Source organism: Streptomyces sp. NPDC050085, assembly GCF_044460595.1.
In the GTDB taxonomy this organism is placed as follows: Bacteria; Actinomycetota; Actinomycetes; order Streptomycetales; family Streptomycetaceae; genus Streptomyces.
The window spans coordinates 50,288-75,248 of record NZ_JBITJZ010000016.1; the positions used below are offsets into that span (position 1 = coordinate 50,288).

Below are 24,961 nucleotides of genomic sequence, written 5' to 3' on the forward strand. Positions count from 1 at the left end.
CGGTCGTGGCATCCCGGGCCCTGGTGATCGGCGTCGGCGCGTACGACGACGACTCCGGCATCCACGGGTATCCGACGATCGAGGCCAGCGCCCGCGCGTACGGGGCGGCGCTCCAGGGCGATCCGCGCTGGCGCGAGGCCGGCGGCTCGCGCGTACTGGAGCGGCACGAGGTGCGGACCGCGGACAGCGTGATGCGCGCACTCCAGGAGGCGGCCGCGGCCGCCGAGGGACCGCAGGACACGCTGCTCGTGGTGTACGTCGGGCACGGTGCGTACTGGAAGGACGTACCGGGCGGCCAGGTGCACTTCGCGGTCGGCTCCTCGCGGCTCTCCGAGCCGTGGACGTGGCTGTCGGCGTGGTACGTGTACCGGGCGATCCGGCAGAGCAAGGCGGGCCTCAAGGTACTGATCACGGACTGCTGTTACTCGAACCTGCTGCCCCATCTGGGCCCCGACGCGGCGCTGCCGGGCGCACTCGGCACCCGCTTCCAGGGCACGTGCGTCCTGACGGCGGTGGGCGGCGACGTGCACAACGCGTGGGCCGACGCCTGTACGAACCTGCCGGCCCCGCTCAACGGCTGCACCCCCTTCAGCGGCCATCTGCTGAACGTGCTGACCCAGGGCATCCCCGACCACCCCGACGATCTGACGCTCGGCGCGCTGCGGGCCGGGATCGACGAGGGCATGCAGGAGTGCGGGGTGCACCACGCGCCACGGATGGTGCTCAACGACGCCTCGGAGGCGGCCACCCTGTTCACGAACCACGCCAAGGGCCGCAGGCCCCGGCCGCGGTCGCTGAGCACGGTGGACGACTGGATCCGCGAACTCCTGCTGAACGGCGAGCGCAATCTGGCCGATCTGATGCGCCTGCCGGAGCTGGCGGGACAGGTCGTCCTGCGCCTCAAGGCCGGTGACGAACAGCACCGCGAACTCGCCCTGCGCGTCGACCGCAAGGCGGCCGAACTCCTGCCCGACCCGGCCGACTTCGTCCAGTACTGGGGTGTCATCGAACCCGCGATGCTGGGCGGCGGATGACCGCCGCGCCCGACCCGGCCGAGGGTCGACGGGAGCGCCTGACCCACCAGTTGTTCCAGCCCGACGTGGCCGCGTCGATGAACGACGCGTACGCCTGGGTGGCGCGCGTGGGCGTTCCGCAGTTCGTGCAGATCCTGATGCGGATGCGGGACGAGCACCGCGAGGCGATGGCCATGCGCGCCCTGCACGCCTTCGCGCTGCGCCGCCCGGTGGACGAACTCGTGGAACTGGCCCACCACTTCGAGCGTCGCGACGCCGTGATGCTGATGGCGACGGCGGCCCTGTCACGCCCCATCGGCGAGGCCGCGCAGCTGGCCGTGCTGCAGCACGAGGCCGAGGCGTACGAGACGCGGGCGCCGATCACCGCGAGCATCGTGCACGACGTGGCCTGCCAGCGGACGGCGTTCGACGTGGCGGTGTTCGTGCGGGTGCTGCAACCGGCCCGGCCGCGCCTCGCCGAGCGCACGGTGGAGGTCTTCGCGGGCGCCGGTTCCGGCCGGACGAACCTCGACAAGGCGCTGCTGCACACCGCGCTGCGCGACGAGGGCTGCCAGGGCGCGGCCGACCGGCTCCTCGAGCTGACCCTGGAGACGATCGCCAGGACGCCGAGCGACGGCACCGCGGGGCCCGGCACGAAGCACGCCGAGGACGGGGAGGAGATAGCCGATCTGGCCGGCGCGTTCCAGCACCTCAGCCCCGCCGGGCAGATCCTGGAGAGCTGGGTGGAGGCCCGGCTGAAGGCCTCCGACGCGACGCAGGTGGACCTGACGCGCCAGCTGCTCGCGAAGCTGATCGCCCGGCGCGGCGACGGGCACGACGCCCTCGCCGCGCACGTGGGACGCACGACGGCACCCCTGCACGTGGTCAAGCTGTGCGCGCTGCTGGCCGGGCAGGAGAACGCGCCCGCGAAGTGCGCTCTCGTACGCGGCCATGCGGCCGAGCACCAGGCCGTCCAGGACCTGGCGGCCCTCGTGGCGTACTGGCACAAGGAGCCGGTGCTGACGTCGCGGACCCGCGACCTGCTCGCCGACATCGTCACGAACCCGGCCGCGGCCGACGGTGCGCCCCGGTCCCTGGACGAACTGCGGCAGTTGGACGAGTGGCTGCCCCTGTACGACGCCTCCGCCGAGTGCTCCCGGCTGCTGCGCCACGTCGCCGCCGTGCACGTGCAGGGCCGGACCGGCCAGGAGATCGTCTCCCTGCTCGACTGGATCGAGCGCAGCCGGGAGCGGACCCGGGCGGCCGACGAGGCGGGGCGGCACCTCGCGCAGGCGTTGATGAAGGAGGGCGCGGACCGGAACTGGTTCGTGCAGTGCCTGTACGCGCTCCACGAGGCGAGGCACGCGGCGGCGGTGGAGTCCGCGTGCCGTGAACTCTCCGACCCCTCAAGGGGGTTGCACGTCGACGCGGCACTGGTGGCCGACGTCGCGGGCCGTCTCTACCGTGCGCGGCTCGAGAAGGTGTCCTGGGACCTGTTCGAACGGTTCCTGGAGAACGAGCAGTTGGTGTCCCCCACGGACGTCGTGGAGGTCGTCGCCGGCGTGCTGGCCCTGCCGCTGCCACAGGCGGAGCTGCTGCTGCGGGCCACCGTGGGCCGCTGGTCGGACGTCGGACACCGCGACCAGGCGGTGGACGAGCTGCGCGACGCGGGCCAGCACCAGGCCGCGGAGTGGGTCATCAAGTCCCTGCGGTGATCGGCGGGTTGACCTTCTCGCTGGCTTCACTGCGCGGTGCAGGCAGTGTCGGCGGCACGTCTTCCATGTACCGGCGCGACGCCCGCACCATCAGCGGGAAGATCACGCACGCCGTCACCACGGCCACGCCACGGGTCGCCGGGGCCACGCCCTCGCCGAGCACGTTGCGCACCAGCGTGCACAGCACCAGGACCGACAGATGGGCGAGAAAGAGCAGGACCGTCCCGACGGCCGGGTCCTTGGGATCGGCGAAGCGGGAGAGCTGGTCGCGGGCGTCGTAGTGGCGCAACAGGCGTCCCACGTACGGGAGATCGCGCCGCGCCAGCCACGGCAGGCCGAGGAGCAGGGCGGACCCGATGCCCACGGCGGCCATGCCGCGCCACACGTCGGCCCAGCCCGCCTCGTGGATGACCAGGGCGATCGCGACGAACGCGGTGAAGGAGAGCACCACGTGCACGCGGCGGCGCACCGGGCCGAACTTGTCGAGGTTCAGCGCCACGAGGACGACGCCCGGAGTCGCGTACACCACCAGGCTCGGCACGCTGTTGAGGGCGACCAGCTCCTCCCAGTTGCCCTGGAGCACGACGAGGGTGCCCAGGCCGATGGTGACGTTGACCAGCAGGATCAGCCAGTACGCGTCGATCTCGGAGCCCCGGAACCGGAACGAGGCGCGGCGTGCCGTCTGCAGTCCCCGGTGGGTGAGGTGGGCGCGGCTGAGCGCGGCGACCTCACGGGTCAGGGCATGGGTGAAGACGATGCCCGAACCCATCGGCGACAGCACCGCGTTGAGCCGGATCAGCCAGGCCAGCCACGTCATGGACGCGGCGACGGCGAACTGGGCGTACGGCGATTCGAGCATGCTGCCCGTGAGCCCCTGGCAGTGCGTGCCGAACACGTACTGGAGCGCCGTGTAGAGCAGGAACGCGCCGACGAGCGAGCCGTACACCGCCCAGCGCAGGCGTGCGCGGTCGGTCATGCCGCCGTGCCTCTTGACGTTGCCCGCGAAGTCGAGCGGCGCCTGGAAGCCGATGTACGCGTAGATGACACCGCCGCCCAGGACGACGTACAGGGGCGAGAGTCCGCCGGCGCTGTCCCGCAGGTGCTCGGCGCTGCCCGACTGCCCGCTGAGGTACCAGGCCTGGTCGGGGCTGCAGCTCCGGGCGGTGTCGACGACCGCGAATCCGAGGCAGATCACGATCAGCACCGGTACGAGGACCTTGACCGCGGTGATGTAGAGGTTGAGGCGGATCAGGCGGCGCGGAGGCAGCAGGTTCAGACCCACGATGAACCCCATGAACACCACCGCCCACACGCCGCCCGTGAACGACAGGTCGTTGGCCCGGCTCAGGCCCTCGGCGCTGAGCGCGTCGACGTGGCGCAGCGACTCTCCGTTGCGCAGCAGCGAGGGGAACCAGTGGGCGAGGCCGCGCACCATGGCCGCCGCCTCGCTCGCCGGGTTCACCGCGTACACGATCCACAGGCCCGCGGCGACGACGGTGGCCACGAGCGGCCCTGCGGCCTGGAGCGGCAGGAAGATCAGCCCGCCGGTCTTGGGCACGGCGATGCCCAACTCGACCATGACGGCCGCTATCAGCAGCATCAGGGCGCCGCCGATCACCCACGCCCACATGGCGTCGCGCCCGGTCGCCCAGTGCGCCTGGCCCGCGGCGAGCAGCCAGCCGGAGCCGACGACACCGCCCGCGGCCAGGCCCGCCAGATCGAGCGTGGAGAGCCGGCGCCGCTCGTCTGCGGCCTCGGCGGCCGTCCGCACCGTCGCGGCACTGCCCGCGCCCATGCGCCCCAACTCCCTCCCCCGTCAGTGGAGTTCTGGAGGATCAAGGCTATCCCGTGCGGCGTCCCCGTGGACCCCGCTCGGCTCACCCGGCCCGTTCGGCGCGACCGGCGCAGGCGTCGGACACCCCACCCAAAAACGTTCCTGCACATCCGCGCACAAAGGACCGCACCAGCCGTTACCGTGTGCCGAAGTCCCCGACGTACGGCCGGATCAGGCCATCACGTCAGGGACCCGTCATGGTCGGGGGGCGACGGGGTGGGAACGACGGGGTGGTCCACGGGACCCGAAGTCGCAGTGGATCGGCGGCGCGGCCGCGCCGACGCCGCCGGGATCGTCGTCCTGGGCTGTTGCGCGGGCTGGTCCCTGATCACGGCGACCGCACGTGCGGGACGGCCGGAAGGCATGTTGCTCGCGATGCTCGCCGTCGCCGCGGGCTACGCGTGCGGCCGGATCGGTGGGGCGCTCGTGCCGGTGACCGCCTCCGCCGCGGCCGGTCTCGGCGGGCTGCTCCTCGCCATCGCGTCCCCGCCCGCGGGACCGGCCCCCGACAACCTGGACACGCTGGGCAGGACCGGTGCGACGGCCGCACTGCTCGCCGTGTCGGCGGGCGCACTGTGCTGCGCGGCCTGGTCGGCACGGCGCCGGGCGCTACGGGTCGCACTGCACGTTGCGGCGGCCGGCACGGTTGTCGTAGCAGCCGTGATCGACTCCGCGACCGGGGCCACCATGTGCGCGGGCGTCGTCCTGTGCTCGCTCGCGGCGGCCCGGATGCGCCTGCGGGCCCTCGGCCTCGCGGGCCTGGGCCTGGCGACCGCCGCGACTGTCGCGACCGGTCTGGCCCTCGCCGAGGGCGTGCTGCCCGCAGGCCTGACCGCCTCGCTCGAGGGCCGGCTCACCCCGCACCGGGTGCTGCTGTGGCGCGACGCCCTGCGCCTGGCCGAATCCGACCCCTTGCTCGGCGTGGGCCCCGGCCGCTACGAGGAATTCGGCACGGTGACAACACTGACAACACAGCGCGCCCTGCCCGACAGCAGGCCCCACTCCGCGGCCCTCCAGATGGCTGCCGAGCAGGGCGTCGTCGGGATGCTGCTGCTGGCGGCCGCCTACTGCTGGCTGCTGTACGTGCTGTGGCGCTCGGCCCGCTCGACGCCGGTGGTCCTGGCCGCGGGCGCGGCGCTGACGGCGGTGGCCGCGCTGGCGTCGGTCGGCAACGCGCTCAGCTTCACCACGGTGACGGCGGGCGCGGGCCTGCTCGCGGGCCTCGCCACCGCGGAACCGCTGACGGCGCAGCCCCCGCACGAAAAGGCCGCCCCGGCGCATGCCCGGGGCGGCCTCGAGTGAACGTACGGGTCAGTGAGCGGGTCCCGCGGCCGTCGGCTTGAGGAGGTCGCGGATGTGGCGCACGGCGCTCTCCGCGTCGTCCACGGTCACCGTGAACTTGCGGCCGTCCCCGAGGCTGAGGACCACGCCCTCGCCGCGGCGCACCACGACGGCCGTGCCGATCTCGGGCCGCCAGCGATAGCCCCAGCCGCCCCACTGCCGGGGCGTGACCCGCGGCGCGAAGTCCGCGTCGACGACGTGGGCGAGCGGAATGCGGCGGCGCGGCAGGCCGACGTGGCCGCAGCGCACTTCGAGGTGGTCCTTGTCGACCTTCACGGCGACGTGCAGGAACGCGAGGGTGCCGAACAGGACGAGCAGTCCGACGGCGATCAGGCCGACCACGGACATGGCCAGGGCCGCTATGCCCGTGGCCCACGAGTTGTCCACGGCCAGCTCGATGCCGAGGGCCAGACAGGCGAAGCCGCCCAGGGCAAGGAGCCACTGCACGCGATTGCGTGCGCGGCCGGTCCAGATCTCGCTCGCGTGGGCGGAAGTGCGTCGCCCGCGGCGGTCGTCGGCGGCGTTTTCCCTCATGTTCCGAGCCTACTCATGTTCCGGTACGAAGGCACCGGCTCGCGGAACGTGACTGCGCCGGATCGGGGGCCTGTGCGGCCGGAGGTCGCCCGGAGCGTCAGCCGGCGTGGCTGACGGCCCCCAGCGACCGGCCCTCGGCGTACGCGAGAGCGGCCTTCGGGAGCGATTCCGTACGGCCGCTGAGGATCACGGTGAGCGTGCCGAGGACCCCCGGCCGCGGCGCGGGCCGCTCGCCGATGCGGCGCAGGGCCTGAGCGGCGACGGCGCCCGCGCTGCCGTGCAGTTCCAGGGGCGCGGCGCCGGGTTGCTGCACGGCCGCGCGGATGCGCTCCGCCACCAGTTCGTAATGGGTGCAGCCCAGGACCACGGTGGTGACGTCACGCGGAGTGAGGGCGGCCGCGGCGGCGATGGTCCGGTCGATGGCGTCCTCGTCGGCCCACTGCACCGCGTCGGCGAGCCCGGGGCAGGGCACCTCGGTGACCGCGACGCCGTCCGCGAAGTCCCGGATCAGTCCGCGCTGGTAGGGGCTGCCCGTGGTCGCGGGCGTCGCCCAGATGGCGACGCGGCCGCCGCCCGCGGCGGCCGGCTTGATCGCCGGGACGGTGCCGATGACGGGGATCCGCGGTTCGAGGTGGGCGCGGACCGTCGGCAGGGCGTGCACGGACGCGGTGTTGCAGGCGATGATCAGCGCGTCCGGGCGGTGCGCGGCGGCGGCCTCGCAGGCGGCGAGCGCGCGCTCCGTGACGTCCTGCGGGGTGCGCGGCCCCCACGGCATGCCGTCGGGGTCGGAGGAGAGGACGAGGTCGGCGTCGGGCCGCAGGTTCCGTACCGCGGCGGCGGCCGCGAGCAGTCCGATTCCCGAGTCCATGAGCGCGATCTTCACTCGGAAACCATAGACGATCGCTCCGACAGAGCCGCCGCGGTGGGGCAGACTGCGGCGGATGGACGTCGTTGTGTGGATCACCGCGGCCTCGCTGGCCGCATGGCTGTGGCTGCTGCTCTGCCAGGGGTTCTTCTGGCGTACGGACCTGCGCCTGCCGCCGCGTGCGCGGCCCGCGGCCTGGCCGGACGTGTGCGTCGTGGTGCCGGCCAGGGACGAGGCGGCGGTCCTGCCGGACAGCCTGCCGTCGCTGCTCGCGCAGGAGTATCCGGGGCACGCGGAGATCTTCCTTGTGGACGACGGCAGTTCGGACGGTACGGGCGAGGTGGCGCGGGCGCTGTCCGAGCGGCACGGCGGGCTGCCGCTGACGGTGTCGTCGCCCGGTGAGCCGCCCGCCGGCTGGACGGGCAAGCTGTGGGCGGTGCGGCACGGCATCGGGCTTGCACGCGCGCGTGGCCCCGAGTTCCTGCTCCTGACCGACGCGGACATCGCCCATGAGCCGGACAGCCTGCGGGAGTTGGTGGCGGCGGCCCACGCGGGCGGCTTCGACCTGGTGTCGCAGATGGCGCGGCTGAGGGTGGTGAGCCTGTGGGAGAAGCTCGTCGTGCCCGCGTTCGTCTACTTCTTCGCGCAGCTCTACCCGTTCCGACGGATCTCCCGCAAGGGGTCGCGCACGGCCGCCGCGGCGGGCGGCTGCGTCCTGCTGCGCACCGAGGCGGCCCAGCGGGCGCGGATCCCGGACGCGATCCGGCACGCGGTCATCGACGACGTGTCGCTGGCGCGGGCCGTGAAGCGTTCGGGCGGTCACATCTGGCTGGGCCTGGCCGAGCACGTGGACAGCGTCCGGCCCTATCCGCGCCTTGCGGATTTGTGGCGCATGGTGTCGCGCAGCGCGTACGCGCAGCTGCGGCACAACCCGGTGGTGCTGTGCGGCACGGTGCTCGGTCTCGCGCTGGTCTATCTGGTGCCGCCCGCGGCCGTGGTCGCCGGCCTCGTCGCGGGCAGCACGCCGACGGCGCTGCTCGGTGCGCTCGCCTGGGCCGTGATGACGGCGACGTACCTGCCGATGCTGCGCTACTACCGTCAGCCCCTGTGGCTCGCTCCCCTGCTGCCGTTCACGGCGTTCCTCTACCTCCTCATGACGGTGGATTCCGCGGTGCAGCACTACAGGGGGCGGGGCGCGGCCTGGAAGGGACGGACGTACGCCCGTCCCGACGCGGCGCCCGAACAGCAGTGAAGTCGCTTGCGCGGAGGGCTACTTGCGGCCCGGCGTCCAGTTCATGCCCCACCCGTAGACCTGGTCCACCGTGCGCTGGGGGCTGACGCCCCGGTCGGGGACCAGGTAGCGGGCCTCGCGCTGCACGGTGAGGTCGCCGCCGTTGTTCGTGATGAGGGCGAGCGCGCACACCGTGGAGGGCACGGTGCACTCGTCCAGGGAGAAGTCGATGGGCGCCCCGCCCAGCGGCTGCAGGGTGACGGTCGCGTGCAGGTCGGCGAAGCTGCGCGCGCCTTCGTAGATGGTCACGAAGATGAGGATGCGGCGGAACGCGTCCTTGTGGTCGAGGTTGATCGTCAGGTTCTCGCCGGTGCTGACGCTGCCGCTGCGGTCGTCGCCGTCGAGGTGGATGTACGGCGGCTGGTGCAGCGCCCCGAAGGCGTTGCCCAGCGCCTGTACGACTCCCTTGCGTCCGTCGGCGAGTTCGAACAGGGCGCACAGGTCGAGGTCCAGGTCGCGGTGCATGGCCGTCGCCCGGCCGCGCTTGCTCGCCCAGCCGCTGAACTGTTTGCGCACCTCCCAGTTGAGGTTCACGCGCATCGCGCCCGACGTACCGCCCTGTTTGGCCAGGGAGACCGTGGGTGACGCCTTGGTGAGCGTGACCTTGGTCAGGCGTACGGGTTCGGGGGCGGGCGGCGCAGCGGCGGGCATCGGGGGCGGTGGCGCGACCGGGGAGGGCGCGGGCGCCGTGGGCGCCGGCGTGTGCTGCGGTTCGTCGACGGTGATGCCGTAGTCCGTGGCGAGCCCTTCGAGGCCGCTGTCGTAGCCCTGCCCGACCGCCCGGAACTTCCAGGCGCCCTGGCGCCGGTACAACTCGCCCAGGACGAAGGCGGTCTCCACCGTCGCGTCGGCGTCGAAGCGGGCGAGTTCGGCGCCGGAGGCCGCGTCCACGACCCGGATGTACAGGCCCGGCACCCGGCCGAACGTTCCTCCGTCGGCGGACGCCGCGAGCACCACGCGCTCGATCACCGGCTCCACGCGCGCGAGATCGACGAAGAGCGTGTCCGTGACGGCACCGTCCGTGGTCGTCTTGCCTTCGTGCCGCACCGCGCCCGAGGCGTGTGCGGGCTGGTTGTAGAAGACGAAGTCCGCGTCGGAGCGCACCTTTCCGGAGACGAGAAGGAGCGCCGACGCATCCGCGTCGGGCACACCGGGCCCGGAACGCCATCCCAATTCGACGCGCACCGCCGGAGCCGGCACCGCGACATTCGATCCTTTGGCCATGCTCATGTCTGCCCCCAACGCTCGTCTCCGGCTTCCCCGCCAACCTATTCTCCGGCCGCCGAAAGACCACAGAGGTGCGTCCGAAGATCACTGGCCAACCGCCGGTAACCCGTCGCGAACTCGGCCTTTACACGATTCCAACGCCGCTCGAAGACCGTTTTTCCCAAGTTCGCTCGCATTGGGGAAGCCACGTCACACCCGACACGCAAAAGAACCCTCTTATCGGTCTACCCCCAACACCACATCGTGGGCTTAACTTATGTGCCATGACCTCCCCCCGCTCCACCTATGGCGGCGGTTACTACTCCGCGCCGTCCTTCCCGGACACTCCGATCTACGACTCCCTCGTCGCAGAGCGGGGCACTCCCCAGATCGCCCCGATCCGGGTTCCCTCCGCGTACGACACCGGCAGTCACCTGCCCGCCCTGCCGGCGGCCCTGCCCGCACTGCCCTCCGCCCCGTCGCCGCAGTACGGCTACGCGGCCCCGCAGCCCGCTCCGATGATGCAGGCGGCCCCGACCGCGTACATCCCGCAGCAGGCGGCCGCGCCGCGCGGCTACCCCGGCCCGCAGGCCCAGCAGCAGCGCCCGGCGCCCGGCACCGGCTACGAGGCGATGCGCCCGGCCGCGCCCCGGCCCGCGCCCGCTCCCGCGCCGTACGAGGATCCGTACAACCGCCAGCAGTACCGCGGCTACTGAGCCACGACGGATCCGTTCACCCGCACACGGGGTTGTCCGCGCCTGCTGGCAGGATGGCCCCATGTCGCACCCTGTACTCAGCTCGATCCATGTCCACCCGATGAAGGCGGTTCGGGGGCACGCACCGCGCGAAGCGGTCGTGGAACCGTGGGGGCTTTCGGGTGACCGCCGCTGGGTACTGGTCGACACCGCACACAAGATCGTCACTCAACGCCCGCATCCACGGCTGGCGTTGGCCGCCGCCGAGCAGCTGCCCGGCGGCGGCGTCCGGGTGTCCGCGCCCGGCATGCAGCCCCTCACGATCGAGGTGCCCGAGCCCGTCGCCACCACCACGATCGAGGTCTGGAAGGACAAGGTCGAGGCGGTGCTCGCCGACCCGGCGGCGCACGCGTGGTGGAGCGCGTACCTGGAGGCGGACGTCCAGTTGCTGCACCTGGACGACCCGGCGGTCCGGCGCCCCATCGACCCGGCGTACGCCCGGCCCGGCGAGACCGTCAGCTTCGCCGACGGATACCCGCTCCTGCTGACGACGCTGTCCTCGCTCGACGCCCTCAACTCCCTGATCGCACAAGGGGATCACGCGGACGAGGGCCCGCTGCCCATGAACCGTTTCCGGCCGAACGCGGTCGTCGCCGGCACCGCCCCCTGGGCGGAGGACGACTGGACGCGCATCGCGATCGGCGAAGTCACGTTCCGCGTCGCCAAGAAGTCGGGCCGCTGCGTGGTCACGACGACGGACCAGAGCACCGCGGAGCGCGGCAAGGAGCCGCTGCGCACGCTGGCCCGTCACCGCCGCTTCGGTGACCAGCTGTGCTTCGGGACGAACCTGGTGCCCGAGTCGGCCGGTTCCGTGCGCGTCGGAGATCCCGTCACCGTGCTCGAATAACGCTCGACGTACGGGGGAACCCGTCGGCCCACGACGCTCGTTGAGGGACAATGGCGGTGTCGAAACCTTCGGCATCCGGCGTCGAGCGGGGTGATGTCGCTCTCTCTTCGCCCCGCCCGCGCGTGGGTGCTGCCTGTCGGGGTTATGACGGGAGCGGAAGGGGGTGCAGGCCGTGCGAGCGATCACCGGCATCTGGCGGTGGCGCCACAATCCGCTGCGCCGCAGGAGCGACCTGGCGGAGGCGTGGGTCGCGCTGGTCGCGCTGGTCCTCATCGTCGTCGCCGCCCCGGCCGTCGGCGTCGTCGCGGGCACGCTGTCGCGGGACGCGCTGTACCGGTCGGTGCAGGAGCAGCAGAGCCGGCGCCACGAGATCACCGCGACGGTGGTGAAGAAGGTGGCGCAGCCGCCCCTGGACCCCGATCCGGAGACCTCGACCGCGCGGGACGCGCACAGCCGGGTGCTCGCGACGTGGACGGCACCGGACGGTTCGGCCCATCGCGACCGGGTCGTCACCGCGCTCAAGACCCCGCACGCGGGCGACACGTTCCCGCTGTGGACCGACGACCGAGGCAATGTCGTCGGCCGCCCCCTGGACCGGGCGACCGCCACCACGCACGCGGTGCTCGCGGGCTTCGGTGCGGCACTCGCCGTGACCGGGCTCGTCGAGGGCACCCGGCGCCTGGTCGTATGGCGCATGGTCCGTCGTCGGTACGCCCGTTGGGACCGTGCGTGGGACATCGCCGGTCCCGACTGGGGACGGACGGGCACGGGCAGCTGACAGGTTCGGCTCCGGTCAACCACCGTGCTCCGCGCACGCTACGGTGGACCCACCTTTCGCAGGAACAGCGCCGGGCAGGGCGCGAGCACGACCCGCGTACGACGAGGTGGGGGCAGAGCAGCACCATGGCACAGGGCACGGTCCAGGTGACGCACACCGGCACATCGCGGTGGCGGCGCCGCACGGGTGAGTACGCGTCGCTGGCCGCCGCCCTCGAAGCGGCCGGTGACGGCGACGTCCTGACCGTCGCTCCCGGCACGTACCGGGAGAACCTGGTCGTGCAGCGCGCCATCACCCTGCGCGGCCCCGAGGGCTCCCCCGGCTCGGTGCGCATCGCGCCCGCCGACGGGGTGCCGCTGACCGTGCGGGCCTCCGCGACGGTGCAGGACCTGCACGTCGAGGGGCAGGACGCGGCCGCGCCCGCGCTGCTCGTCGAGGAGGGCGCCCCGGAGATCACCGACGTACGGGTGGTGACCCGTTCCGCCGCCGGTATCGAGGTGCGGGGCGGGGCGCGGCCGACCGTGCGGCGCTGCACCGTCGACAATCCCGCGGGCATCGGCATCGCCGTCCTGGACGGCGGGGGCGGCGTGTTCGAGGAGTGCGAGGTGGTCGCCGCGGGGCAGAGCGGAGTCGCCGTGCGCGGCGGCGCGCATCCGCGCCTCGAGCGCTGCCGGGTGCACCACACGTCCGGTGCGGGCCTCTCCGTCACCGGCGAGCACAGCGGTCTGGAGGCCGTGGGGTGCGAGGTGTACGAGGTCAAGGGCTCGGGGGTGCAGATCACCGGGCGGGCCACGGCCCATCTCACCGACTGCGACGTGCACCGCACGACGGCCGACGGGGTCACGCTCGACACGGACGCGGTGCTCACGCTCGCGGACTGCCGCATCCACGACATCCCGGAGAACGCGGTGGACCTGCGCTCCCGGTCGGTGCTGACGCTGACGCGTTCCACGGTGCGCCGGTTCGGGCGCAACGGTCTGTCGGTGTGGGACCCGGGCACGCGCGTGGACGCCAACCAGTGCGAGATCCACGACAGTACGGGTGACTATCCCGCGGTGTGGGTGAGCGACGGCGCGACCGCCGTCCTCGACGGCTGCCGGGTGCACGACGTGCCGGACGCGCTGTTCGTCCTCGACCGCGGCTCCCGGGTGGACGTCGTCGACAGCGACCTGTCCCAGGTGCGCAACACCGCGGTGTCGGTGAGCGACGGGGCGACCGCGCAGCTCGACGACTGCCGGATCCGCGAGGCGGCGACGGGCGCCTGGTTCCGGGACCACGGCAGTGGCGGCACGCTGGCCAACTGCACGGTGGACGCGACGCAGACGGGCGTCATCGTCACCAAGGGCGCCGACCCGACGATCGAGCGCTGCACGGTCACCTCCCCCGCGGAGGCGGGTTTCTACGTGTCCGCGGGCGGCCGCGGCAGCTTCACGGGCTGCCGTGTGACGGGCAGCGGTGGCTACGGCTTCCATGTCATCGACGGCTGTCGTACGAGCCTCAAGAAGTGCCGTACGGAACGGTGCGCGCGCGGGGGCTACGAGTTCGCCGAGGACGGCCCCGTCGTCGAGGAGTGCACGAGCGACGAGAGCGGCGGCGTCCGCCCCGGTGGCGCAACTGCCGCCGCGGAACCGGCCGTTCAGACCGCGACCCAGACCGTGGGCCTGCTCGGCGCGGTGCCCGATCAGCGGCCCGCCGCGGCCGAGGAGTCGGCGCCCGCGCCGTCCCGCACGTCGAAGGACGTGCTCGGTGAACTCGACTCCCTGGTGGGCCTGGAGAGCGTCAAGCGAGAGGTGCGGGCGCTCACCGACATGATCGAGGTCGGGCGCAGGCGGCAGCAGGCCGGACTCAAAGCCGCCTCCGTGCGGCGGCACTTGGTGTTCACCGGCTCCCCCGGCACCGGCAAGACGACGGTGGCCCGCCTGTACGGCGAGATCCTCGCCGGGCTCGGCGTCCTGGAGAAGGGGCACCTCGTCGAGGTCTCCCGCGTGGACCTCGTCGGCGAGCACATCGGCTCGACCGCGATCCGCACCCAGGAGGCCTTCCAACGGGCCCATGGCGGCGTCCTGTTCATCGACGAGGCGTACGCACTGTCCCCCGAGGACTCCGGGCGCGACTTCGGCCGTGAGGCGATCGACACGCTGGTGAAGCTGATGGAGGACCAGCGCGACGCGGTCGTCGTCATCGTCGCCGGTTACACGGCGGAGATGGAGCGTTTCCTGTCGGTCAACCCCGGTGTGGCGTCCCGGTTCTCACGGACCATCACCTTCTCCGACTACGTGCCGGAGGAGCTGCTGCACATCGTGGAGCAGCAGGCCGACGAGCACGAGTACCGGCTGGCCCCCGGGACGCCGGAAGCACTGCTCAAGTACTTCACGGCGATCCCGAAGGGCCCGGCGTTCGGCAACGGACGGACGGCGCGGCAGACGTTCGAGTCCATGGTGGAGCGGCACGCGGGGCGGGTCGCCCAGGTCGAGGAGCCGAGTACGGACGAGCTGACGCTGCTCTACCCGGACGACCTGCCCGACCTGTCCTGAGGGGCGCCCCCGGGCCGTGGCTGCGGGACGCCCGGCCTGAGGCGGGCCAGCAGACGCTCGCGTTCCTCGGCGAAGACCGGGTCGGCCTGGTAGTCGCTGTGGCCCAGGATCGGGGCGGGCAGCGGGTGTTGCTCCGTGCGGCCGTAGGCGAGCGGGTCGAGCAGCGCCGGGTGGTCGACCTGGGGTCCGCAGTCGCCGGGCAGGTTGATGGGGCCGCCGATGGGGTCGGTCCTGCGGTGCAGATTGCGCCAGCAGTCGACCTGGCGGTGCAGGGTCGTCAGAGCGGCGGGTCCGAAGTGGGCCGGGAACCAGCGCCCGTACAGCCGCTCCAGCGGTGACCCGTAGGTGAGCAGGCCGACGCGCTTCCTTACGGAGGGCGGCAGTTGCCAGGCGGCCGCGGCGGCGAGGACGCTGCCCTGGGAGTGTCCCGACAGGACGAGGCGGCCGCCGGTGGTGCGGGTCCACGTGGCCATGCGCCAGGTCAGGTCGGGGACGGCGCGCTCGGCGTAGCAGGGCGGCGCGAAGGGGTGCGCGGCGCGCGGCCAGAAGGTGCCCACGTCCCACAGGATGCCGATGGTGCGGCGGGCGGAGGGGTCCTTGTAGGCGCGCCTGCCCCAGGTGACGAACAGTATGAAGCCGACGCCGATCAGCCAGGAGCCGAGCGCCTGCGCCGTGTCCGCCGCGCCTTCCACGACGTCGTACGTGCCCCGGGCCGCCTGCCCGGGGACCTTTCCGGTGGTCCAGGCGCCGGCCACGGCGAGGGCGCCGAGCAGCAGCGTCACGGACGAGACGACGCCGATCATCAGGGGGGCCCGGTCGGTGAGGGCGGCACGCGCGCGCGTGCCCGCGATGCGTTCCGTACGGGCCGTGTCCGGGGGCTCGCTCGAGGCGTCGTGCGGGTCGTCCAGGTGGTAGTCCAGGGGGACTTGGGCCATCTCGCGCTTCTTGGCGCGGGCCGTGCGCGCGGCGAGGACGGCGCACAGGACGGCGACCACGATCAGCAGGGGCGGGATCACCGACGCCTGCCAGGACAGCAGGATCGGCGGACCCTGGACGAGGCCGTGGGTGCCGTCGAGCCAGTCGGCGACGCGCTGCGCGATGCCGCCGGTCATCACGCCGCCGAGGGCGCAGGCGAGCATGGCGGTGGCGGGTCCGCCGAGGCCGCGCAGGGCGGTGCGGCGGTCGCGGGCCGTGCGGTAGATGCTCTTCGCGACGACGGCGAGGGCCACCACCAGGGCGCCCTGTACGAGGGCGATGCCGCCGAAGGTCGCGTCGCCCGGCAGCCGCCCGCTCGAGTGCCAGCCGGGCCGTGACCAGCCCGCGTACAGCATGGTCAGGGCGAGCAGGGCCAGTGCCCCGTACGGCAGTACGCGTACGAGGGTGCGGTCGAGGTGGGTGTCGAGGGTGTTCTCGCTGCGGCCGCGGTGGGCGACGACGGCGATCACGGCGAGCGTCCCGGCGACCAGGGCGCCGACGAGGGCCCGGCCGAGGACGTCGAGCAGGGCGGCGCCGCCGGGGGCGCGGTCGTGCCGGGCCGCTGACGTGCCGACGGCGGCGGCGACGGTGAGCAGGCCCGCCGCGGTGTGCGCGGCGCGCAGCCGGGCGACCAGGCGGCGCCCGTACCAGAACCCGGGCTTGCCGAGGCCGGGGCTCGCGTCGCCGTCGTCGGGTTCGGGCTGGTGGGGCAGCGGGAGCTGCGACTCGTACGCACTCCAGGTGCGGTGGGAGAGGTACCAGAGCAGGGCCGTCAGGGCGGTGGGCACGAGGGCGGCGAGGGCGAGGCGGCGGCCGGGCTGGCTCCACCAGCCGCCGTGGCCGGACGCGTCGACGGACAGGAAGCCGAGCCAGGTGCGCTGTCCGGCGCATGCCGGGGTGCCCGCGCACTGCCACGCCGTCAGGTCGAGGGCGACCTCGCAGGCGGCGGCGACCAGGAGCACGGTGAGCGTCAGCCCGGTGAGGCGCACGAGCAGGCCGTACAGGCGCACGGCGCGTGTCCTGCGGCGGGCATTGGGCCGCATCCAGTGGGCGAGGTTGGCGACCATGAAGGGCAGCAGCAACAGCCACAGGGCCCGTGATCCGTTGCCCGAGGTGAGGTTGCACCACACGTACGCCTCGGGGACCGGTTTGCCCCGGTAGTCCTCGGGCCGGCTCTCCGCGTCGGCGTCCTCGACGCGGCGGAAGACGGCCGCCGTCTCGTCGCCCGACACCCGCACCGTGCGCGGGTCGTCGAGCATCTCCTGCGGTGTGGTGCCGCCGACTCCGTGGACGAGGAGTTCGAGTGCGGTCTCGTCCGCCGCCGGTGATGCGTGGTGCTGTCGGTTCTCGCGCGCCATGGTGTGTCCCCCGTTCCTGACCGGTCTCAGGATCCCGGCTCGGCGCTCGCGTGCGCATCGTTCGTCACCGAATCTCCCCGATCGTTGTGGCACCGATGTGCTGGTCGCACGTGCGGGCGGTGGGACGGCTGTCGGTGACGCGTGGGAGGATGACGCAGCAGAGCAGGCGAAGTGGCCCGCGTGCGTGACGAGGCGAAGGGACCCCACAGGACGTGAGCGAGAATCAGAACCTCCTCGCAGAGCAGCGCCGCGCCCTGATCCTCGACGAGGTCCGCCGCCGCGGCGGTGTCCGGGTCAACGAACTGACCAGGAAGCTCGGCGTCTCCGACATGACGGTCCGGCGCGATCTGGACGCGCTGGCCCGCCAGGGCGTCCTGGAGAAGGTGCACGGCGGCGCGGTCCCGGTCGTCGAGGCGAGCACCCACGAGCCGGGGTTCGAGGCGAAGTCGGGCCTGGAGCTGACCGCCAAGGAGGACATCGCGCGCGCCGCGGCGACGCTGGCCGCACCCGGCACGGCGATCGCCCTGTCCGGCGGCACGACGACGTACGCGCTGGCCCAGCAGCTGCTCGACGTGCCGGACCTGACGGTGGTGACGAACTCGGTGCGGGTGGCCGACGTGTTCCATGCCGCGCAGCGCAGTTCGGGCACCCGGCAGGGTGCGGCGACCGTGGTCCTGACCGGTGGTGTGCGCACGCCGTCCGACTCGCTGGTGGGGCCCGTGGCCGACCAGGCGATCGCGGCGCTCCACTTCGACGTGCTGTTCCTCGGCGTGCACGGGATAAGCCCGGAGGCGGGCCTGTCCACGCCGAACCTGGCGGAGGCGGAGACCAATCGGCGGCTCGTGCAGTCCGCGCGGCGGGTGGTGGTCGTCGCCGACCACACCAAGTGGGGGACGGTGGGCCTGAGTTCGTTCGCCGCGCTCGACCAGGTGGACACGCTGGTGACGGACGCGGGGCTGCCGGTGGACGCCCGCGCGGAGGTGTCCGAGCACGTGCGGCTGGTCGTCGCCGGCGAGCCCGAGAGTGGTGCAGACATCTGACGGTGCGCCAGCTATGGTGACCGTGCCCGGTCAACCAGTCTGTTCCGCTTGCCCGTTGGGGCGTCCTGCTTGGGGGCTGAACGCACATGGCACGCCGTCTTCTGCCCGTCGGTCTCGACTTCGTCGACACCGCTCCGCTCCGGCTCGTGTTCGCCCGTGAGGTGTCCGCCCCGCCCGGGGCGGTGTACCGGGCGCTCGCCGAGGACGTCGCCGGGTGGCCGCAGTGGTTCTCCGCGGTGACGCTGGCACGGCCGCTCGACGACGGGCCCGGTGGGCCCCGGCGGGAGGTCCGCCTCAAGGGCGGGACGCGGTTCGTGGAGACCATCGTGGCCGCGGAGCCGGAGCCCGATGCGGTGTACGCGTACCGGGTGGACGAGACCAACGCCCCGGGGATCCGGGCCCTGTTGGAGGAGTGGCGGGTCGTCGAGGTGCCCGGGGGCGGGTCCCGGGTCCAGTGGACCTTCGCGGCGGACGGTGCGGTGCCCTTCCGGGTGGGGTTGAAGGTGGGGCGGGCAGGGCTCGGGCGGGCGTTTCGGGATGCGGTGGGGTCGCTCGACCGGCGGCTGGCTTCCATGCCCGCGTGACCCGCTAACGCTGGGAGGTGCCCCCAGAGGGGCTTGAGCCGGACGGCCACTTGCCCGTCTCCAGCAGAAGATCGATCGCCTCCGCGTACGGTGCGATGTCCAGTCCCTGCTGCGCCAGCCAGTCGTCCGAGTAGTACTTGTCGAGGTACCGGTCCCCCGGGTCGCACAGGAGCGTCACCACGCTGCCCTTGCGGCCCTCGGCCACCATCTCCGCGACGATCTTGAGCGCGCTCCACAGGCCCGTGCCCGTCGAACCGCCCGCCTTGCGGCCGATGGCTGCTTCCAGGGCGCGGACGGCCGCCACGCTCGCCGCGTCCGGGACCTTCATCATGCGGTCGATCGCGCCGGGCACGAAGCTCGGCTCCATGCGGGGGCGGCCGATGCCCTCGATGCGGGAGCCGCAGTCGCAGGTGACGTCGGGGTCGTCGGTCGTCCAGCCCTCGAAGAAGCAGGAGTTCTCCGGGTCGGCGACGCAGATGCGGGTGTCGTGCTGCATGTAGTGCACGTAGCGGGCCAGCGTCGCCGAGGTGCCGCCGGTGCCGGCCGTGGCGACGATCCAGGTCGGGCAGGGGTAACGCTCGAGCTCCATCTGCCGGTAGATCGACTCGGCGATGTTGTTGTTGCCGCGCCAGTCCGTGGCCCGCTCCGCGTACGTGAACTGGTCCATGTAGTGCCCGCCGGTGCGGGTGGCGAGGGCCGCCGCCTCCTCGTACATCTTCCGGGAGTCGTCGACGAAGTGGCACTGGCCGCCGTGGAATTCGATCAGTCGACACTTCTCGGCGCTCGTCGTACGCGGCATCACCGCGATGAAGGGCACGCCGATCAGCTTCGCGAAGTACGCCTCCGAGACCGCCGTCGAGCCGCTCGACGCCTCGATGACAGGGCGGTCAGGCCGGATCCAGCCGTTGCACAGGCCGTAGAGGAAGAGCGACCGCGCGAGGCGGTGCTTGAGGCTTCCCGTGGGGTGCGTCGACTCGTCCTTGAGGTAGAGGTCGATGCCCCAGTGCTCGGGCAGCGGGAAGCGCAGGAGGTGGGTGTCGGCCGAGCGGTTGCTGTCGGCCTGCACCTTGCGGACGGCCTCTTTGAGCCATGCGCGGTACGCGGCGTCCGTGTGGTCCACGTCGAGTGTCGGCATCGGCTCCCCGGGCATGCCGTCACCGGCAGCGGGACGGCCTTGCTGGATCGTGCTCACCGCGCGACTCCTTCGCGTAGTTCCGAGCGTCGGCCCGGGCGGGACCCCCGAAAAGGAGGTGCCGCACAGCCGGGTGCGGCCCGGTGCGGGTCCGGTCGGAAACGGCCGGACGCCTCGATCATAAACACCTTCCGCACGCTTCTCACCTGCATAAACACGCCTTTGAGCGCCTCAAAGGCACGCCTGGCCAAGACAGGGAACGCACGTGCGAGGGGGCGCGTATTCCGTTTGCGCCCACTGCTTCACACCGCGTCCACCTGCGCACTGGTGCTCCTGGCCGCCTGCGTGCAGACTGCACGGCAGATACGCACTCGAGGGGGCGAAACAGCATGGCGGAGCCGGAGTTCACGGCGACGGGCGTGCGGATCGGGCGGCGGCTGCGCTCGCTGACCCGGGCCGGGCAGGTCCGGATCACGGGCGGCAGGCTCGAGCTGCTCACCAGTTACGGCAGCGAGATCGACAGCGCGCCGCTCGGTGAAGTCCGCGCGGGCAAGCCCTGGTTCGGCTCCGAGGACCGGGCCACGGCGGAGGTCGACGGCAGGCGGTACCTGCTGCGGCTCGGCACGCCGGGCGGGGACGCCGGGCCACCCGCGGCGCGGCGGTTCATCGAGGCCGTCCGCCGGGCCACCGCACGCACCACCTGACCCGGGAACCACCGGGGGCGGCCGCCGGAGTTGCACGCCTGCACCCCCTGGGTCACGCTGGTCACACATCACTACTCAGGGTTTACCGGCGATGACGCTGCGAACCAGCCCGCCGGACATGCAGCGGGCAGCCTCGTCACAGCGTGGTCGCACCGCTCGATCCGTTCTCGTCTTCTTCCGGACCTCATTTCGGGGAGTCGCAGCCGTGATCAGCCAGCCGAGCAGGCATTGCACGGTGGAGCTCCAAGCCCTGCCGTCGCGGATCGGACAGGTCCGCAGAATCGTATCGGCGCAGTTGCGCTACTGGCATTTGGATCCCTTGATCGACCTCGCGGCGCTCGGTGTGACCGAGCTGCTGACGAACGTCCACCGGCATGCCGAGCCGGACAAGATGTGCACCGTGGAGATCGAGCTGCGGGGCGACCGGCTCACGGTGTCGGTGTACGACCACGACCCGCGGCTCCCCGTGGTGCGCGACGCGGATCCGCTCGCGACGTGCGGCCGGGGCCTGGCGATGGTGGCCGCGGTCAGCGACAGCTGGGGCGTGCGCCCGCACGGCGACGGCGGCAAGGTCGTCTGGTTCTCCCTGCCCGCGCCGTCCCCCGCGGTGGCCCTGCCCCCGTACCCGGTCTACCGCAGCGGCGCCGCGCTCCGCGCCGAGAAGCCCCAGCATGCTCCCGCCCGGTCCGCCGTCGCAGGCTGACCGGGCGGTGATCGCTCCGTAGGAGACGTACGCCTGTGTGCTATTCGGTGGCGATGGCGCGCAGTACGTCCAGGCGTGCCGCCCTGCGGGCCGGTCGCAGGCCCGCGAGGGCTCCGGCCGCGAGTCCGACGAGGGCCACGACGACCAGCTGTAGCGGGGGCAGCGCGAACGCGAAGGCGCTGTCGCTCGCGCCGTCCGACGCCTTGACCAGGACCCAGCCGAGGAAGCCGCCTAGGACCAGTCCGCCCGTGGTGCCGAAGGCCGCCACGAGCACGGACTCCCAGCGGACCATGGCGCGCAGCTGGCCGCGGGTCTGGCCGACGGCCCGCAACAGGCCCAGTTCGCGGGTGCGTTCGTGCACGGCGAGGGTGAGGGTGTTGGCGATGCCCAGCAGCGCGATCAGGACGGCCAGGGCGAGCAGGGCGTAGACGAGGGTGAGCATCATGTCGATGCCGCCCGCCGAGGACTGCGCGTACTCGTCGCGGGTCTGGACGTCGGGGTTGCCGTACGCCTGCGCGACCTTCTCGACCGCCTTCTTGCCGTCGGCCGCGCCGACGCCGTCCTTGAAGGTGACCGAGACGAGCGTGTCCGCGTCCTGGGTGCGGTGCGGCGCCCAGGCCTCGCGCGAGACGACGTAGTCGCCGGCGAGTTCGGACCTGCCGTAGACGGCGCGGACGGTGAAGGGTTCCTTCTTGCCGTCGGTGAAGGCGAGTTCGGCGGTGTCGCCGACCTTCAGGTGCTGCTTGTCCGCTTCGCCGCGGGTGATCGCGATGCCGTTCGCGCCGAGGTCGTTCATGGACCCCTGGACGGTGCCGAGGTCGAAGGACGCGGCGAGCGCCTTCGGGTCGGCGACGGTGAGGGCGCGGCCCTTGCCGTCCACGTCCGCGACGCCCTTGCCGAGTCCGACGGCCGTGGCGACCTCGGGCTGCCGGGCGATCGCCGGGGCCAGCTTGGGGCTCAGGCCGCTGCCGCCCGCGCCGAACGACGGGGTGGAGACGGCGATGTCGCCCGCGAAGGACCGGTCGACCGTCTGGTTCATGGTGGCCTTCAGTGAGGCACCGAAGACCGTGAAGAGCGAGACGACCGCTACGCCGATCATCAGTGCGCTCGCGGTGGCCGCGGTCCGCTTCGGGCTGCGCAGTGCGTTGCGCCGGGCGAGGCCGCCGGTGACGCCGCGCAGCCGTGCGAGCGGGCTGCCGAGGACGCGTACGGCGGAGGTCGAGGCGACCGGGCCGAGCACGACGAAGGAGGTGAGGACCAGGACGGCGCCGATGCCCGCGAGCAGGATCGACGGGGCACCGAGGACACCGAGGACGCCGACCAGGGTGACGGCGACGGCGGCCAGGCCGAGGGCGGTGCCGGCCACGGCGCGGCGGCGCGAGGCGCCCGAGTCGTCGACGGCGGTCTCCCGCAGCGCGGCGAGCGGTGCGGTGCGGCCCGCGCGCAGGGCCGGGAGCAGGGCCGAGCCGAGGCAGACCACGATGCCGACGGCGAGGGGCAGCAGCAGGGACAGGGCGCTGATCACCAACTCCCCGTCGGGGAACGGGAATCCGATGGCGGGGAACAGTGCCTGGAGTCCGGCCGCGATGCCGATGCCGCCCGCGAGGCCCGCGGCCGATGCGGCGACGGCGACGACGCCCGCCTCGACGAGCGTGGCGGCTGTCACCTGGCGGCGCGAGGCGCCGATGGCCCTCAACAGGGCGTTCTCGCGGGCCCGTTGGGCCACGACGATGGCGAAGGTGTTGTGGATCGAGAACGTCGCGACGAGCAGGGCGATGCCGGAGAAGACGAGGAGGAAGGTGGTGAACAGGGTCAGGAACTGCCCGGAGACCATGTCGGTGTTCTCCTGCGCCGACTCCGTGCCGGTGATGGCCTCAACTCCCGTGGGGAGATGGGCACTCAGGGTGTCGACGAGCTCCTGCTGGCTCATGCCCGGGCCCGCGCGGACCTGGATGGAGGCGGCCTCCCCCGGTTTCGCCGTCAGGTACTTCTCGGCGTCGGCGCGGGTCATGCCGGTGAAGGTGACCTGGGCCATGCCGTCCTCGCCGCCGAACGTGGCGAGGCCCACGATCGTGACCTTCACCGGGTCCGGCGTGCGCAGCGTCGTCGTGTCGCCGATCTTCAGGTGACCCTTCTTCGCGGCGCCCCGGTTGACGACGACCTCGCCGGTCCTCTGCGGGGCGCGGCCTTCGGCGAGCCGGTACGCGTTGAGCTGCGGGTCGGCGATCCAGTTGCCCGCGAGGGTGGGCGGGCCCTGGCCGCCGATGGGTTTGCCGTTCGCGCCGACGAGCTGTCCCGCGCCCTGGATGTTCGGGGCCGCGGCGGCGACGCCCGGTTCCTTGGCGAGGTCGTCGGCGAGGGCGGCGTCGACCGGGCGGCGCGTGCCCTGGCTCTCGCCGGGCGTGGTGATGACGCTCGTGCTGCGCACGACGGCGTCGGTGCCGCTGGTGGCGCCCGCGAACATCGAGTCGAAGCTCGCGCGCAGCGTGTCGCCCATGACGAGCGTGCCCGCGAGGAACGCGACGCCGAGCAGTACGGCGGTGAACGTTCCGGCGAAGCGCCGCTTGTGGGCGCGCAGGGACGTGAGGCTGAGCCGGGCGGCTGCGGTGTTCATGACGCACCCGCCTCACGGGACGAGCCGCCGTCGAAGGCCTTCATGCGGTCGAGGACCTTGTCGGCGGTGGGGTGTTCCATGCGGTCGACGAGTCGGCCGTCGGCGAGGAAGACGACCTCGTCGGCGTGGGCGGCGGCGACCGGGTCGTGGGTGACCATGACGACCGTACGGGACGTCCGGCGCACGGTGTCGCCAAGCAGTCCGAGGACTTCCTCGCCGGAGCGGGAGTCGAGGTTGCCGGTGGGTTCGTCGGCGAAGACGACGTCGGGCCGGCCCGCGAACGCCCGGGCCACGGCGACGCGTTGCTGCTGTCCGCCGGAGAGTTCGGCGGGCCGGTGGTGCAGCCGGTCGCGCAGCCCGACGACGTCGATCAGCGCGTCCAGCCACTCGGGGTCGGGCCGGCCGCCCGCGAGATCGATCGGCAGCGTGATGTTCTCGGCGACCGTCAGGGTCGGCAGGAGGTTGAACGCCTGGAACACGAACCCGATGCGGTCGCGGCGCAGCAGCGTCAGCCGCCGGTCGTCGAGCGTGCCGAGCTCGGTGTCGCCGATGTGGGCGGCGCCCGCGGTGAGGGTGTCGAGTCCGGCCGCGCAGTGCATCAGCGTCGACTTGCCGGAGCCCGAGGGACCCATGATGGCGGTGAACCGGCCGGTGCGGAAGCCGACGCTGACGCCGTCGAGGGCACGGACGGCGGTGTCGCCGGAGCCGTACACCTTGACGGCGTTGTCGACGCGGGCCGCGGCCGTGTGCACGGTGAGCGTCGATGTGCTCATGACGCACCGTCCTTGGCGCCGCCGCTGTAGCGGCCGAACTCCTCGTTCAGGACGGTCAGCCGGCGCCAGTACTCGTCCTCGTCGATCTCACCGGCCGCGAAGCGGCGGCCGAGCACGGCGATCGGCGAGTTCTCGTCGACGCGCGGCGGTCCGGGCCGCCACGGTCCGCGCCTGCTGCGCCACACGGTGCGGCGCAGCAGGGTGAGGCCGGTGAGCACGACGGCCGCCCAGACCAGCGGGAAGAACAGGATCCACGGGCCGGGGCCGTCGCCGCCGAAGTGCGCGAGGGTCTGCATCTGACTCATCTCCCAGGTGGGAACTGCGGGGTTTGTTCGATGAGTCGAGCCTCGCTCCGCCAGGGGGTC

The 24,961-nt window shown here is 72.7% G+C and carries 21 protein-coding genes; 12 read left to right on the forward strand and 9 right to left on the reverse strand.

What is annotated here, in order from left to right; translation table 11 throughout:
* Window positions 1-5 precede the first annotated feature (5 nt).
* A complete protein-coding gene (locus tag ACIBUY_RS36635) occupies window positions 6-1,034 on the forward strand; it encodes a hypothetical protein (RefSeq protein WP_365572240.1) in 1,029 nt (342 codons plus the stop codon).
* Window positions 1,031-2,728 carry a hypothetical protein gene (locus ACIBUY_RS36640; RefSeq protein WP_365572243.1) on the forward strand — a complete coding sequence of 566 codons (1,698 nt, stop codon included), beginning with the start codon at window positions 1,031-1,033 and terminating at the stop codon, window positions 2,726-2,728. The genes ACIBUY_RS36635 and ACIBUY_RS36640 overlap by 4 nt, the downstream gene beginning before the upstream one ends.
* Here ACIBUY_RS36640 and ACIBUY_RS36645 read toward each other — a convergent pair.
* Window positions 2,712-4,523 carry an APC family permease gene (locus ACIBUY_RS36645; protein ID WP_399154950.1) on the reverse strand — a complete coding sequence of 604 codons (1,812 nt, stop codon included), beginning with the start codon at window positions 4,521-4,523 and terminating at the stop codon, window positions 2,712-2,714. The two genes, ACIBUY_RS36640 and ACIBUY_RS36645, sit on opposite strands and share 17 nt — an antisense overlap.
* Window positions 4,524-4,817: 294 nt before the next feature.
* On the opposite strand from ACIBUY_RS36645, the gene ACIBUY_RS36650 reads away from it, so the two are divergent.
* Entirely contained in the window at window positions 4,818-5,864 is a 1,047-nt protein-coding gene (locus ACIBUY_RS36650) for an O-antigen ligase family protein (protein ID WP_365572249.1), read from the forward strand.
* A 9-nt stretch (window positions 5,865-5,873) separates the two neighbouring features.
* Here the strand turns inward: ACIBUY_RS36650 and ACIBUY_RS36655 are convergent, their stop codons facing one another.
* Both ACIBUY_RS36655 and ACIBUY_RS36660 read right to left on the reverse strand, forming a co-directional pair.
* Window positions 5,874-6,437, reverse strand: a complete 564-nt coding sequence (locus tag ACIBUY_RS36655; RefSeq protein WP_365572252.1) for a hypothetical protein — start codon at window positions 6,435-6,437, stop codon at window positions 5,874-5,876.
* Window positions 6,438-6,534: 97 nt separating this feature from the next.
* Window positions 6,535-7,305 (reverse strand): glutamate racemase, encoded by a 771-nt coding sequence (locus tag ACIBUY_RS36660; RefSeq protein WP_399154987.1) that lies wholly within the window; start codon window positions 7,303-7,305, stop codon window positions 6,535-6,537.
* A gap of 73 nt (window positions 7,306-7,378) precedes the next feature.
* Between ACIBUY_RS36660 and ACIBUY_RS36665 the strand changes: the two genes are divergently transcribed.
* The gene (locus tag ACIBUY_RS36665; RefSeq protein ID WP_365572257.1) at window positions 7,379-8,554 is read left to right on the forward strand and encodes a glycosyltransferase; all 1,176 of its coding nucleotides are present in this window, start codon (window positions 7,379-7,381) and stop codon (window positions 8,552-8,554) included.
* A gap of 18 nt (window positions 8,555-8,572) precedes the next feature.
* On the opposite strand, the gene ACIBUY_RS36670 is transcribed toward ACIBUY_RS36665, so the two are convergent.
* The gene (locus tag ACIBUY_RS36670) at window positions 8,573-9,817 is read right to left on the reverse strand and encodes a TerD family protein (RefSeq protein ID WP_365572260.1); all 1,245 of its coding nucleotides are present in this window, start codon (window positions 9,815-9,817) and stop codon (window positions 8,573-8,575) included.
* 266 nt (window positions 9,818-10,083) lie between these two features.
* Here ACIBUY_RS36670 and ACIBUY_RS36675 point away from each other — a divergent pair, with 266 nt between their 5' ends.
* The 4 genes from ACIBUY_RS36675 (at window position 10,084) to ACIBUY_RS36690 (ending at window position 14,713) form a co-directional block, all read left to right on the forward strand.
* A complete protein-coding gene (locus ACIBUY_RS36675; protein ID WP_365572263.1) occupies window positions 10,084-10,515 on the forward strand; it encodes a DUF6643 family protein in 432 nt (143 codons plus the stop codon).
* Window positions 10,516-10,576: 61 nt separating this feature from the next.
* Entirely contained in the window at window positions 10,577-11,401 is an 825-nt protein-coding gene (locus tag ACIBUY_RS36680; RefSeq protein WP_365572266.1) for an MOSC N-terminal beta barrel domain-containing protein, read from the forward strand.
* Between the two features lie 172 nt (window positions 11,402-11,573).
* Entirely contained in the window at window positions 11,574-12,179 is a 606-nt protein-coding gene (locus ACIBUY_RS36685; protein ID WP_399154951.1) for a hypothetical protein, read from the forward strand.
* 125 nt (window positions 12,180-12,304) lie between these two features.
* Complete coding sequence (locus tag ACIBUY_RS36690) at window positions 12,305-14,713, forward strand: right-handed parallel beta-helix repeat-containing protein (RefSeq protein WP_365572272.1); 2,409 nt, start codon at window positions 12,305-12,307, stop codon at window positions 14,711-14,713.
* On the opposite strand, the gene ACIBUY_RS36695 is transcribed toward ACIBUY_RS36690, so the two are convergent.
* On the reverse strand, window positions 14,683-17,046 hold the full coding sequence (locus tag ACIBUY_RS36695) for a hypothetical protein (RefSeq protein ID WP_365572275.1): 2,364 nt from the start codon (window positions 17,044-17,046) through the stop codon (window positions 14,683-14,685). The genes ACIBUY_RS36690 and ACIBUY_RS36695 overlap by 31 nt on opposite strands.
* Before the next feature lie 212 nt (window positions 17,047-17,258).
* Between ACIBUY_RS36695 and ACIBUY_RS36700 the strand changes: the two genes are divergently transcribed.
* On the forward strand, window positions 17,259-18,086 hold the full coding sequence (locus ACIBUY_RS36700; protein WP_365572278.1) for a DeoR/GlpR family DNA-binding transcription regulator: 828 nt from the start codon (window positions 17,259-17,261) through the stop codon (window positions 18,084-18,086).
* 86 nt (window positions 18,087-18,172) lie between these two features.
* Window positions 18,173-18,670 carry an SRPBCC family protein gene (locus ACIBUY_RS36705; RefSeq protein ID WP_365572281.1) on the forward strand — a complete coding sequence of 166 codons (498 nt, stop codon included), beginning with the start codon at window positions 18,173-18,175 and terminating at the stop codon, window positions 18,668-18,670.
* Between the two features lie 4 nt (window positions 18,671-18,674).
* Here the strand turns inward: ACIBUY_RS36705 and ACIBUY_RS36710 are convergent, their stop codons facing one another.
* Window positions 18,675-19,820 carry a PLP-dependent cysteine synthase family protein gene (locus tag ACIBUY_RS36710; protein ID WP_399154988.1) on the reverse strand — a complete coding sequence of 382 codons (1,146 nt, stop codon included), beginning with the start codon at window positions 19,818-19,820 and terminating at the stop codon, window positions 18,675-18,677.
* Between the two features lie 371 nt (window positions 19,821-20,191).
* Between ACIBUY_RS36710 and ACIBUY_RS36715 the strand changes: the two genes are divergently transcribed.
* Complete coding sequence (locus ACIBUY_RS36715) at window positions 20,192-20,506, forward strand: hypothetical protein (RefSeq protein WP_365572284.1); 315 nt, start codon at window positions 20,192-20,194, stop codon at window positions 20,504-20,506.
* A 205-nt stretch (window positions 20,507-20,711) separates the two neighbouring features.
* On the forward strand, window positions 20,712-21,209 hold the full coding sequence (locus ACIBUY_RS36720) for an ATP-binding protein (protein ID WP_365572287.1): 498 nt from the start codon (window positions 20,712-20,714) through the stop codon (window positions 21,207-21,209).
* A gap of 40 nt (window positions 21,210-21,249) precedes the next feature.
* Here ACIBUY_RS36720 and ACIBUY_RS36725 read toward each other — a convergent pair whose 3' ends face one another.
* From ACIBUY_RS36725 to ACIBUY_RS36735, 3 genes are read right to left on the reverse strand one after another with little or no spacing between them, the layout of a single operon-like run.
* Complete coding sequence (locus tag ACIBUY_RS36725; protein WP_399154952.1) at window positions 21,250-23,823, reverse strand: ABC transporter permease; 2,574 nt, start codon at window positions 23,821-23,823, stop codon at window positions 21,250-21,252.
* Window positions 23,820-24,596: an ABC transporter ATP-binding protein gene (locus ACIBUY_RS36730; protein ID WP_399154953.1), complete on the reverse strand. Its 777-nt coding sequence runs from the start codon at window positions 24,594-24,596 to the stop codon at window positions 23,820-23,822. Before ACIBUY_RS36730 ends, ACIBUY_RS36725 begins: the two co-directional genes overlap by 4 nt.
* Window positions 24,593-24,892 carry an SHOCT domain-containing protein gene (locus tag ACIBUY_RS36735; protein WP_399154989.1) on the reverse strand — a complete coding sequence of 100 codons (300 nt, stop codon included), beginning with the start codon at window positions 24,890-24,892 and terminating at the stop codon, window positions 24,593-24,595. The genes ACIBUY_RS36730 and ACIBUY_RS36735 overlap by 4 nt, the downstream gene beginning before the upstream one ends.
* Between the last annotated feature and the right edge of the window lie 69 nt (window positions 24,893-24,961).

Coding starts and splice junctions, on each gene's coding strand:
- ACIBUY_RS36705 (WP_365572281.1), top strand. CDS start 18,173: ATGGCACGCCGTCTTCTGCCCGTCGGTCTCGACTTCGTCGACACCGCT.
- ACIBUY_RS36735 (WP_399154989.1), bottom strand. CDS start 24,892: ATGCAGACCCTCGCGCACTTCGGCGGCGACGGCCCCGGCCCGTGGATC.
- ACIBUY_RS36655 (WP_365572252.1), bottom strand. CDS start 6,437: ATGAGGGAAAACGCCGCCGACGACCGCCGCGGGCGACGCACTTCCGCC.
- ACIBUY_RS36645 (WP_399154950.1), bottom strand. CDS start 4,523: ATGGGCGCGGGCAGTGCCGCGACGGTGCGGACGGCCGCCGAGGCCGCA.
- ACIBUY_RS36710 (WP_399154988.1), bottom strand. CDS start 19,820: ATGCCCGGGGAGCCGATGCCGACACTCGACGTGGACCACACGGACGCC.
- ACIBUY_RS36640 (WP_365572243.1), top strand. CDS start 1,031: ATGACCGCCGCGCCCGACCCGGCCGAGGGTCGACGGGAGCGCCTGACC.
- ACIBUY_RS36665 (WP_365572257.1), top strand. CDS start 7,379: ATGGACGTCGTTGTGTGGATCACCGCGGCCTCGCTGGCCGCATGGCTG.
- ACIBUY_RS36670 (WP_365572260.1), bottom strand. CDS start 9,817: ATGGCCAAAGGATCGAATGTCGCGGTGCCGGCTCCGGCGGTGCGCGTC.
- ACIBUY_RS36675 (WP_365572263.1), top strand. CDS start 10,084: ATGACCTCCCCCCGCTCCACCTATGGCGGCGGTTACTACTCCGCGCCG.
- ACIBUY_RS36690 (WP_365572272.1), top strand. CDS start 12,305: ATGGCACAGGGCACGGTCCAGGTGACGCACACCGGCACATCGCGGTGG.
- ACIBUY_RS36680 (WP_365572266.1), top strand. CDS start 10,577: ATGTCGCACCCTGTACTCAGCTCGATCCATGTCCACCCGATGAAGGCG.
- ACIBUY_RS36715 (WP_365572284.1), top strand. CDS start 20,192: ATGGCGGAGCCGGAGTTCACGGCGACGGGCGTGCGGATCGGGCGGCGG.
- ACIBUY_RS36660 (WP_399154987.1), bottom strand. CDS start 7,305: ATGGACTCGGGAATCGGACTGCTCGCGGCCGCCGCCGCGGTACGGAAC.
- ACIBUY_RS36695 (WP_365572275.1), bottom strand. CDS start 17,046: ATGGCGCGCGAGAACCGACAGCACCACGCATCACCGGCGGCGGACGAG.
- ACIBUY_RS36725 (WP_399154952.1), bottom strand. CDS start 23,823: ATGAACACCGCAGCCGCCCGGCTCAGCCTCACGTCCCTGCGCGCCCAC.
- ACIBUY_RS36730 (WP_399154953.1), bottom strand. CDS start 24,596: ATGAGCACATCGACGCTCACCGTGCACACGGCCGCGGCCCGCGTCGAC.